This is a genomic window from Streptomyces sp. adm13(2018), assembly GCF_008042145.1.
GTDB lineage: Bacteria > Actinomycetota > Actinomycetes > Streptomycetales > Streptomycetaceae > Streptomyces.
Map to the genome: position 1 here is coordinate 2,767 of NZ_RDBH01000010.1, position 10,061 is coordinate 12,827.

The 10,061-nt window shown below is 71.0% G+C and carries 11 protein-coding genes and 2 pseudogenes; 9 read left to right on the forward strand and 4 right to left on the reverse strand.

Annotation, left to right across the window (positions count from 1 at the left end; genetic code table 11):
* Together EAO70_RS00695 and EAO70_RS00700 are read left to right on the forward strand one after the other, a co-directional pair.
* The coding region (locus EAO70_RS00695) for a SpoIIE family protein phosphatase (protein ID WP_148001093.1) at window positions 1-266 on the forward strand (266 nt) is incomplete at its 5' end.
* Complete coding sequence (locus EAO70_RS00700; protein WP_148001084.1) at window positions 263-622, forward strand: STAS domain-containing protein; 360 nt, start codon at window positions 263-265, stop codon at window positions 620-622. The genes EAO70_RS00695 and EAO70_RS00700, both read left to right, overlap by 4 nt.
* Before the next feature lie 165 nt (window positions 623-787).
* Here EAO70_RS00700 and EAO70_RS00705 read toward each other — a convergent pair whose 3' ends face one another.
* Entirely contained in the window at window positions 788-1,435 is a 648-nt protein-coding gene (locus EAO70_RS00705) for a nucleoside deaminase (RefSeq protein ID WP_148001085.1), read from the reverse strand.
* A gap of 229 nt (window positions 1,436-1,664) precedes the next feature.
* Between EAO70_RS00705 and EAO70_RS00710 the strand changes: the two genes are divergently transcribed.
* From EAO70_RS00710 to EAO70_RS00725, 5 genes and pseudogenes are all read left to right on the forward strand, one after another.
* Complete coding sequence (locus EAO70_RS00710) at window positions 1,665-2,408, forward strand: ZIP family metal transporter (protein ID WP_148001086.1); 744 nt, start codon at window positions 1,665-1,667, stop codon at window positions 2,406-2,408.
* A 187-nt stretch (window positions 2,409-2,595) separates the two neighbouring features.
* A complete protein-coding gene (locus tag EAO70_RS00715) occupies window positions 2,596-3,876 on the forward strand; it encodes an ATP-grasp domain-containing protein (protein WP_148001087.1) in 1,281 nt (426 codons plus the stop codon).
* Between the two features lie 66 nt (window positions 3,877-3,942).
* A complete protein-coding gene (locus tag EAO70_RS00720; protein ID WP_148001088.1) occupies window positions 3,943-5,997 on the forward strand; it encodes a CocE/NonD family hydrolase in 2,055 nt (684 codons plus the stop codon).
* Window positions 5,998-6,049: 52 nt separating this feature from the next.
* Window positions 6,050-6,165, forward strand: a pseudogene (locus EAO70_RS40175) (IS5/IS1182 family transposase); the annotation flags it as partial.
* Window positions 6,166-6,504 (forward strand): annotated as a pseudogene (locus EAO70_RS00725) (enolase C-terminal domain-like protein); the annotation flags it as partial. It abuts the pseudogene before it with no gap.
* A 320-nt stretch (window positions 6,505-6,824) separates the two neighbouring features.
* Here EAO70_RS00725 and EAO70_RS00730 read toward each other — a convergent pair.
* Both EAO70_RS00730 and EAO70_RS00735 read right to left on the reverse strand, forming a co-directional pair.
* Window positions 6,825-7,259, reverse strand: coding sequence for a hypothetical protein (locus EAO70_RS00730; RefSeq protein WP_261992572.1), 435 nt, complete (start codon window positions 7,257-7,259; stop codon window positions 6,825-6,827).
* A complete protein-coding gene (locus EAO70_RS00735; RefSeq protein WP_148001089.1) occupies window positions 7,252-7,749 on the reverse strand; it encodes a SigE family RNA polymerase sigma factor in 498 nt (165 codons plus the stop codon). The genes EAO70_RS00730 and EAO70_RS00735 overlap by 8 nt, the downstream gene beginning before the upstream one ends.
* Before the next feature lie 268 nt (window positions 7,750-8,017).
* Here EAO70_RS00735 and EAO70_RS00740 point away from each other — a divergent pair, with 268 nt between their 5' ends.
* Both EAO70_RS00740 and EAO70_RS00745 read left to right on the forward strand, forming a co-directional pair.
* On the forward strand, window positions 8,018-8,425 hold the full coding sequence (locus EAO70_RS00740) for a YciI family protein (protein WP_148001090.1): 408 nt from the start codon (window positions 8,018-8,020) through the stop codon (window positions 8,423-8,425).
* 11 nt (window positions 8,426-8,436) lie between these two features.
* A complete protein-coding gene (locus EAO70_RS00745) occupies window positions 8,437-9,672 on the forward strand; it encodes an RNA polymerase sigma factor (protein ID WP_148001095.1) in 1,236 nt (411 codons plus the stop codon).
* Between the two features lie 40 nt (window positions 9,673-9,712).
* Here EAO70_RS00745 and EAO70_RS00750 read toward each other — a convergent pair.
* Window positions 9,713-10,061, reverse strand: a 349-nt coding sequence (locus EAO70_RS00750; RefSeq protein ID WP_148001096.1) for a DUF4232 domain-containing protein, incomplete at its 5' end; no start/stop codon positions are given.

Genomic DNA, 10,061 nt, shown 5'->3' on the forward strand with positions numbered 1-10,061 from the left:
CCGCCATCCACCTTGCCCCCGGCGACACCCTGCTCCTGCACACCGACGGCCTCACCGAAGCCCACACTCACGCCGTGACCGGCGGCGAGGAACGCTATGGCGACGACGCCCTCCTCGACTTCGGCCGCGAGCTCGCCCCCACCACCGCCTCGGACGCCGTCGGCGCGGTCCGCGACCTGCTCGACGCCTTCGGCGCCGGCGTGGACGACGACACCGCCGTCCTGGCCGTCCACGCACCCCGACCCCCCAGTGAAGAGCTGCAGTGACCAAGCACCTGACCCTTCACACCCGCACCACCCCCGCCGGGCCGGTCCTCGAACTCACCGGAGAACTGGACCACCACACTGCGCCGGAAGTCCGCGCGGTGCTGCCCGGCCTGGCCCCGCGTGCGGGCCAGCAGCTCGTTCTCGACCTCGGCGGCCTCGTCTTCTGCGACTCCACCGGCATCACCGTCCTGATCACCGCCCGTAACCATGCCCTGGCCGCGAACGCCACCGTCGTCCTGGCCGCGGTCCCCAGCCACCTCGAACGGATCCTCCGCATCGTCGGCCTCGACCAGGTCTTCGCCATCCACCCCACCGCGCAGGACGCCGAAACCGCCTGGCACACCGTCTCCGACTGATACCTGCCAGGAAGCTCTCACCCTACGGAGAATCGGACAGTCACCGTTCGCCGTGCCTCGCAGAGCGGTGAACCGCTGCCGTTCTCATGAAAGAAAGCCGTGCGGGGGCCGGGCCAGCACCCCCTGGATCGCCCCCCGCACCCGTACTGCCGATGGCAGGGGGCGTCAGGTGGCTGCACGAAGTTGCCGGGACGTCGCGGCATCGCTGATGAGGGGCCATAGCTCTTCCAGCCACCCTTCAACGCCCGCGGCGATCGGCAGACCAGGAGGCAGGGAGTCGTGTACGCCGGCCGCTTCCGGCTCCAGTTCACGGCACCTGACCAGGATCTCGGATTCCTCCGGCCCTGGCGACGCGTTCGAGACGCTCCGCAGGAACATGACGCTGGCCGCCACCAGCCAGATCTGCCGATCCGGTCCCGTCGCACCGGAGACGCCGGCCATCCCGCTGGTGAGCGCCCAGGGGTCGGGGGCCAGGAATCTGACCGAACCCACTTTGGTGAAGGACGCCGCCGCCGTGCACATCGAGCAGGGCTCCTGCGTGCTCCACAGGGTCAGAACTCCGAGATCCCACGCGGTTCGCGCCGCTCCCAGCGCGTTCATCTCTGCGTGGGCGAGCGGTGTTCCACGCAGCGGACCGGCTCCGGGACCGTCGTCGTACGCACGATTGCGTCCCTCGGCCAGCACCACCCCGTTCGAGTCCGTCAGCACCGCGCCGACGGCCAGTCCACCGGCTGCCAGCGCCTCGTACGCCATCGCCAGACAGCGCCTGACCGCCTCGGGCGCTGCCGCCCACTCGGCATCGAAATTCTCCATGGTCGGCAACCTCTCACATCACCGCAACAGCCCCGCGCACAGGTGCTGACCCACCACAGAAGCTGAGCCAGAACCGCTACCCGTGAACAAAGCCACCCCATCGGCCGGAAGCCGCGCACTGTCCGCGGCCGGGTTCCGGGTCGCTGGTGTGGGTCGGCCACCCTCTGTCGCGTCCGGCTTTGGCGGGTACATGCGCTGCATTTGATGGCGACGGAGAAGGGGTGTTGTAGTGGAAGCGCTGGTTGCGGGTGGCTGGGGCCTGTTTGCGGGCGTGGCGCTGCTGGTAGGCGCGGCTATCGGCTTGCTCGTGCAGGTTCCTCCCCGCTGGATCGCGCTCGTCATGGCGTTCGGCAGCGGCGTGCTGATATCCGCTGTGTCCTTCGAGCTGATCGCCGAGGCGTACGAGCGCGCCGGCATCGTCCCTGTCGTCTGGGGTGCGGTCGGCGGGGCTGCGGTCTACTCGGGGGCGAATGCGCTGCTGGCGCGTCGTGGTGCTCGGCACCGCAAGCGGTCTGGGCAGCAGGTGTCGGAGGCCGAGGCTCCCGGTTCCGGTAACGCCATCGCGCTGGGCGCGCTGCTCGACGGGGTGCCCGAGTCCGTGGTGATCGGCACCAGCCTCCTGGGAGGCGGCCACGTGGGCACTGCCACGGTGGCAGCGGTGTTCATCAGCAACCTGCCCGAGGGCCTGGCCAGTGCCGCCGGCATGCGTAGCGCCGGGCGCAGCCGACGCTACGTCTTCACGCTGTGGGGCTGTATCGCGCTGATCAGCGGAGGGGCGGCGCTGGCCGGGTACGCGTTGCTCGGCGGGGCGTCCGGGACGGTGATGGCGCTGATCACGGCCGTGGCGGGCGGGGCGATCCTCGCCATGATCGCCGACACGATGATCCCCGAGGCGTACAGCAGAGTGCACCTACTGACAGGGCTGGTTACCGTGACCGGGTTCCTGTCCGCGTTCGCACTGGCCCACCTGTAGTGCTGCAGGATGTGGCTGCCTGTGCCGGCTCCGGGCCCGGCCCCTTGTTCGCCCGCGACCCGGCGGTAGCTCGGTAACGCCGCTGCTGTGCGCCTGACGAGGTGAAGGCCACGTTCTCGCATGATGCCCACAGCCAGGGGCAGGCGGCTCGGAGTACAGGAACGGACCGCTCCGGAAGGACATCGACGTGCCTGAGGGCCAGCTCAAGAACATTTTCGTCGTCGGTCTCGACGATGCCAATCTGCCGACTTTGGAAGCCGTTCCGGATGCGGACTCCTACCGGTTCCACCGCCTCCTCACCATCGAGGAGCTCCAGGAGGGGGAGGTGTCCGTGAACGATCTCCTTCAACGGGCCCGGGCGGTCCTGGACGCCCACGACGGAAGCATCGACGCGATCGTCGGCTACTGGGACTTTCCCGTCAGCACGCTCGTCCCGATGCTGGGTGAGGAGTACGGCACCCGGACCACGAGCCTGGAGTCCGTGGTCAAGTGCGAGCACAAGTACTGGAGCCGCCTCGAGCAGCGCAAGGCGATCGACGCCCACCCGCGGTTCGGCCGTGTCGACCTGGACACCGACACTCCGCTGCCGCCCGACGGCGTGTCCTTCCCCATGTGGCTCAAGCCCGCCCTGGCCTACTCGTCGGAGCTCGCCTTCGGCGTCAAGGACGAGGCCGAGTTCCGGACTGCTGTGGAGGAGATACGTGCGGGCATCGGCCGCGTCGGACGGCCCTTCGGGACCGTCCTCGATCTGCTGGATCTGCCGGAGGAGATGCGCGGCGTCGGCGGCGAGGTCTGTCTGGCCGAGGAGGCGATGACCGGCATTCAAGTGGCTGTCGAGGGATACGTGTACCAGGGCCGGCCCACGGTCTACGGCGTGCTCGACTCGATCAACTACCCTGACTCGCCGTGCTTCCTGCGGCACCAGTACCCCAGCACCCTGCCACCGGACGTGATCCGCACACTGCACGAGGTCAGCGAGCGGACCATGGCGCAGATCGGATTCGACTCGGCGACCTTCAGCATCGAGTACTTCTACGACCCCCACACCGGCGAGGTCAGCCTGCTGGAGATCAACCCGCGGCACTCGCAGTCGCACGCGGAGCTCTTCCAGTACGTCGACGGCGTTCCCAATCACAGCCGGATGATCAGCCTGGCCCTCGGCCGTGATCCCGCGCTCCCCGGCAGGCGGGGCGAGTACGCCATGGCGGCCAAGTGGTACTACCGCTGGTTCGCCGACGGAACCGTGCACGGGATACCCACCCCGGAGCAGATCGCCGCCATCGAGCGGGAGATCCCCGGTATCCGGATCGACATCGTCCCGGAGGAGGGACAGAAGCTCTCCACCGTCTCGCAGCAGGACAGCTACAGCTACGAAGTCGCCCACATCTTCACCGGCGGCGACGACGAGGCGGACCTACGCCGCAAGTTCGACCGTGCCGTAGCGGCCCTCGGCCTCACCTTCGACTGACCGTACGGCCCAGTGGGCCGTCCACCCGACGCCAGACGCACCGAGCACACAGGAGGCCGACGCCACATGCGCCATGTGGACCAACTGCCGCACGCGATACAAGAGGAAAAGCACGTCACGATCCCGATGGCCGACGGAGCTCGGCTCTCGGCACGGATCTGGCGACCCACCTCATCCGACGGCGACCCCGTCCCCGCGGTCCTGGAGTACATCCCGTACCGCAAGGGCGACCTCACGTCCGTCCGGGACGCCATCCACCACCCCTACGTCGCCGGGCACGGCTACGCCTGCGTCCGGGTCGACATCCGCGGCACCGGGGAATCCGACGGAGTCCTCCTCGACGAGTACCTCGAGCAGGAGCAGGCCGACGCGGAGGCGGTACTGGCCTGGCTGGCCGAACAGCCCTGGTGCGACGGCAACACGGGAATGATGGGAATCTCCTGGGGCGCGTTCGCCGCCCTCCAGGTCGCCGCCCGCCGGCCACCGAGCCTGCGCGCGATCTGCGTCTCCTCGTTCACCGACGACCGGTACGCGGACGACATGCACTACCTGGGCGGAGCCATGCTCTCCGACAACCTGGCCGAGGCCGGCACCATGTTCGCCTACGCCACCTGCCCGCCCGACCCGGCCGTGGTCGGGAGCCGCTGGCGCGAGATGTGGGACGAACGCCTCGAAGCGGCACGCCCCTGGGTACTGGAATGGCTCCGCCACCCGCAGCGCGACGACTACTGGCGCCACGCCAGCCTGAGCGAGGACTACAGCGCCCTCCAGTGTCCCGTGCTGGCGTCCAGCGGCTGGGCCGACGGCTACTCCAACGCCGTGACCCGCCTCCTGGCCCACGTCGATGTCCCTCGCAAGGGCCTGATCGGCCCCTGGTCGCACAAGCTCCCGCACCTCGGCGAACCCGGACCAGCCATCGGATACCTCCAAGAGGTGGTGCGGTGGTGGGACCACTGGCTGAAGGGCGTGGACAACGGGGTCATGGACGGACCCATGCTGCGGACCTGGATGCAGGAGAGCGTGCCGCCCTCCACCTCGTACGAGGAACGGCCCGGCCGCTGGGTCGGCGAGCCTTCCTGGCCCTCCCCGAACGTGACCGAGACCGTCCTCGTCGTGCAAGACCGCACCCTGTGCATGCCCGGGGAGCGCGGGGCGACAGGTCCGGACGCAGCACCGCCGTCCGCGGACCGCGTTCACACGATCCAGTCACCCCTGTCCGTCGGTCAGTTCGCCGGCAAGTGGGCGTCCTACAACGCCCCGCCGGACCTGCCCTACGATCAGCGCGAGGAGGACGGCGGCTCACTCGTCTTCCAGACCGAGCCCCTGACCGAGCGCATCGAGATCCTCGGCGCGCCCGCCGCCGTCGTGGAACTGTCGGCCGACGCACCCCTGGCCCAGCTGAACGTCCGGCTCTCCGACGTCGCCCCGGACGGCCGCTCGACCCGGGTGACCTACGGTGTGCTCAACCTGGCGCACCACGACAGCGAGACCGCCCCCGGCGAACTGACCCCCGGACGGCGCTACACGGTCAGGGTGCCACTCCACGCAGTCGCCCAGGCCTTCCCGCCCGGCCATCGCATCCGGCTGTCACTGTCCACGTCGTACTGGCCACTCGTCTGGCCCGCCCCTGAACCCGTGCTGCTCACCGTGCACGAGAGCGGCAGCTCCCTCACCCTGCCCGTCCGCGACACCGACGTCCCGACCGACGCCGAGCTGCGTCCCTTCGGCGAACCGGAGGGCTGTGCTCCGCCCGCGGTCACAAGGCTGAGCGAACCGGAGCAGGCGTGGACAGTCTCGCGCGACCTGGTGAACTACCGGTCGCTGCTCGACATCGTGAAGGACCAGGGGATCCAGCGCTACGAGGAGACAGGCATCGAGGTGGGACTGAGGGCCCGCGAGCAGTACAGCTGGATCGCCGAGGACTTCGACTCGGTGCGCGGAGAGTCGGCCTGGACCATGACCTTCGCCCGGCCGGACTGGGACGTACGGGTCGACACACGCACGGTCCTCACATCCGACCCTGACACCTTCCACGTCAACGCGACCCTTGACGGGTACGAAGGAGGACGCCGCGTGTTCTCCCGCACCTGGAACGAACACGTGCCGCGAACCCACGTCTGAAGGGTGTTACAGAAAACTCGATTCTGCGCATTCTGCCTGTACGTGTGAGGCGTTGCGGGCTGAGCCGCGTGGGTGGAGACGTTTACGGGCTTGCGGATGGATCGGTTCGCGAAGCTGGTGAAGGCGGTCCGTGAGTGGGGCCGGAAGGGGCCTCGTGAGGGCCGGCCCGGCGCCTGCTCGATCATCAACATCAAGCCGGCCCGAGTCGGCGGCCATCTCGAAGCCCGCCGCCTCCACGACCTCGCCCACGGCGTCCCCGTCTGGTGCGGCGGCATGCTGGAGGCCGGCATCGGCCACGCCGCCAACGTCGCTTTCGCCGCCCTACCGGGCTTCACCCTCCCTGGCGACACCTCCGGCTCCCACCGCTACTTCGCCACGGACATCACCGACCCCTTCGTCCTCGCCGACGGCCACCCCGACGTCCCGACCGGCCCGGGCCTCGGCACCCAACCCCTCCCCGACGTCCTCAAGGAGGTCACCACCTCCACCGAAGGGATCGCGCTCTAGCCCTACGCCAGGCGGCCGACCTTGCCGTCAGCTCCCCGGGCCCCGGGTCCGGGGAGCATCGCTGCACCTCATCCCAAGCGACGGACCGGGCCTCCGATATTCAGCCCCCGCGGACGAACGCCGTATGCGCCGCTGCGGCACAGTGAGACCATCACGTGGCCGCCCCCTTGCCGACTATCCCTGCCTGTGGGTTCGCCTCTTTCGCTCCCATCGACTGAGAACCGTCTCTAACCTGCTGTGCATGGCTGGGTGGGGCACCGCTCAGAGCGGCACTCGGATCAGTGCTCCGGCAGTACTCGGAGCGGCGGTCGGGCCGGTGCTCAGGGCGGTGACGTCGTCACCCGTCCCGGCGGCTGCGTCGTCGTCGCCGACGACCGACCGCCCGTGGTGCTCCCGGGCGGGGGCGGTTCCGTCGTGGTGCTCCCGGGCGGAGGCGGGCCCGGTTCCGTCGTCGTGCTCGACGGCGGGGCGGTGGTCTCCCCGGGCGACGGCAGGTCGACCGAGGGGCTCACGGCGGGTACGACGGGCGTCGGCGCGTCCGACAGGAGCGCCCCCGCGGTCACCCCGCCGCCCGCGAGGAGCACGCACGCGGCCCCCGCGACCAGGGCGACCCGGCGCCGGTGCGCCCGCCTGGCCCGTTCGGCGATCCGCGCGACCGGTACGGCACGCGCGCGTGCCTGACCGGCGGCGGCGGCCTGCCGGAACATCGCGCGCAGCGGGTCCTGGGGATCCTGGGCGTCCTGGGGGTCAAGCACCGGGGTCCTCCTCAACGTTCCGGGGCCGTAGACGATCGGCGAGCGCGACCCGGCCGCGGACCAGGTGCGTCTTGACGGTGCTGGCGGACTGCCCGGTCTCGCCGGCGATCTGCTCGACGCTCAGGTCGCACAGATAGTGCAGCGTCACCGAGCGGCGCTGCTGGGCGGGCAGGTCGCGCAGCGCGTCGATGAGCACCACGTACTCGGGGCCGGGCCCCTCGACGGGCGGTGGCGCGCCGGCCCGGTCCCAGGCGTCCGAGGCGCGCCTGCGGAAGCGCCACCGGCTCACCGCCAGGCGCCAGGCGACCGTACGGATCCACGCCTCGGGCTGCCCGTCGCGGTCGAGTTGCCGACGCCGGCTCCATCCCTTGACGAAGGCCTCCTGCACGACGTCCTGAGCCTCGTGCAGATCGCCCAGCATCACGTACAGCTGCCCTGTGAGTCGTGCGACCGCCTGCTCGTAGAACGCCTCGAACTCCTCAACGGTCACCACTCACTCCCGGATCTTTCGCTTCACCACGCATACGCCCGGCACCGGGCGTCCGGTCGACACGGTTCGCCCATCCACGGAGTGATCGTGGTCACAGAAGCGGGCCGGGCGCGGGACGCACGGCCGACGGCACGCCCGTGTCACCGCCCCGCCGCGGAGGTCGGGGAGGATTCATCCGGACGGCGATGTCGAGAACCCGTGGCCGGCTCCGTCCCCGGGGCGGAAGCGACCACAATGGGTCGCACCGGCACCGAGGAGACGAACCACCATGGCCAAGTACCTGCTGCTGAAGCACTACCGAGGCGCTCCCGCCGCCGTCAACGACGTCCCCATGGACCGGTGGACGCCGGAGGAGATCGCGGCCCACGTGCAGTACATGCGGGACTTCGCGGACCGGCTGGAGAAGACCGGCGAGTACGTCGACGGCCAGGCGCTCTCCCCGGAGGGCACGTTCGTCCGGTACGACGGGGAAGGGCGGCCGCCGGTCACCGACGGCCCGTTCGCCGAGACGAAGGACCTCATCGCCGGCTGGATGGTGATCGACGTCGACAGCTACGAGCGGGCGGTCGAACTCGCCGGCGAACTGTCCGCCGCCCCGGGCGCGGGCGGAAGGCCGATCCACGAATGGCTCGAACTGCGCCCGTTCCTGTCCGAGCCGCCCACCATCACGGAGTGACGGGCTCCCCCGTGGACGAGGCCCTGCTCAGAAGCCTCACACCGGGCGTGCTCGGCATCCTCGTCCGCCGCGGAGCCGACTTCGCGGCGGCCGAGGACGCCGTCCAGGACGCCCTGGTCGAGGCCGTCCGCGTCTGGCCGGAGGAGCGGCCGCGCGACCCGAAGGGCTGGCTGGTCACCGTGGCCTGGCGGAAGTTCCTCGACGCGGCGCGGGCGGACACCGCCCGCCGCCGGCGCGAGGACCGCGTCGAGGAGGAGCCGCGTCCCGGGCCGGCGACCTCGGTGGACGACACGCTCCAGCTCTACTTCCTCTGCGCGCATCCCTCGCTGACGCCGTCCTCCGCGGTCGCCCTCACCCTGCGCGCCGTGGGCGGGCTCACCACCCGCCAGATCGCCCAGGCCTACCTGGTGCCCGAGGCGACCATGGCGCAGCGCATCAGCCGGGCCAAACGCACCGTCTCGGGCGTGCGGTTCGACCGGCCCGGGGACGTCGGCACCGTGCTGCGCGTTCTCTACCTGGTCTTCAACGAGGGTTACTCCGGCGACGTCGATCTCGCCGCCGAGGCCATCCGCCTCACCCGCCGGCTCGCGGCCGCGATCGACCACCCCGAGGTGGCCGGGCTGCTCGCCCTCATGCTGCTCCACCACGCCCGCAGGGCCGGCCGCACCGCACCCGACGGGAGCCTGGTGCCGCTCGCCGAGCAGGACCGGGGCAGCTGGGACACCGCGCTGATCGCCGAGGGGGTGGAGATCCTCCAGGCGGCTCTCGCCCGCGACCGGCTCGGCGAGTACCAGGCGCAGGCCGCCGTCGCCGCGCTCCATGCCGACGCGCCCACGGCCGAGGAGACCGACTGGGTGCAGATCGTCGAGTGGTACGACGAGCTCCTGCGGTTCACCGACAGCCCCGTCGTACGCCTCAACCGCGCCGTCGCAGTCGGCGAGGCCGACGGGCCCCGCGCCGGACTCGCCGCGCTCGCGGAACTGACCGGCGCCTCGCCGGGTGCGGGGTCCGGTGGTGCGGGGACCAGTGGTGCGGGGACCAGTGGTGCGGGGTCCGGTGGTGCGGGGACCCGCGCTCACCCGCTGCCCCGGGCCACCGCGGCGGCGGCGTACCTGCACGAGCGGGCCGGCGACCCGGAGACGGCGGCGCGGCTGTACGCCGACGCGGCCCGGGAGGCGCCGAACCTCGCCGAGCGCGACTACCTGACACGCCGGGCCGCCCGGCTCAACACCGGCCGGCACGGCTGACGGCACGCGGTCCCGGCCCGCATGCGGGGGTGACCCCCGGTCAGTTGAGGGCGTCGTCCATGGAGCCCTGCCAGTACGTCACCCGCAGCGAGCTGTCGACGTACACGCCCTTGCCGGCCAGTCGCGGCCGGGAGGTCGTGCCGTCGGTGAAGCCGACCACGAGGCTCGCGGTCGTGTAGCCGTGCTGGCCGCTGCCGTCGGCGGCCGACAGGAGCACGCCCGCGTACCCGGACTCGCCGGGGCCGAGGGTGACGACCGTCTGCGGGTGGGTCTCCTCGACGACGGGCGGGACGGACTGGGCCTCGCCGAAGCGGGCGACCGGGTAGCCGAGGAGGTCGCAGCGGCCGGAGCCGGTGTTGGTGACGGTGAGCAGCAGGTGGTTCAGGGGG

Excerpts from the sequence above, each read along its gene's own strand:
- EAO70_RS00705 (WP_148001085.1), bottom strand. The coding sequence starts at position 1,435 with ATGGAGAATTTCGATGCCGAGTGGGCGGCAGCGCCCGAGGCGGTCAGG.
- EAO70_RS00720 (WP_148001088.1), top strand. The coding sequence starts at position 3,943 with ATGCGCCATGTGGACCAACTGCCGCACGCGATACAAGAGGAAAAGCAC.
- EAO70_RS00740 (WP_148001090.1), top strand. The coding sequence starts at position 8,018 with ATGGCCAAGTACCTGCTGCTGAAGCACTACCGAGGCGCTCCCGCCGCC.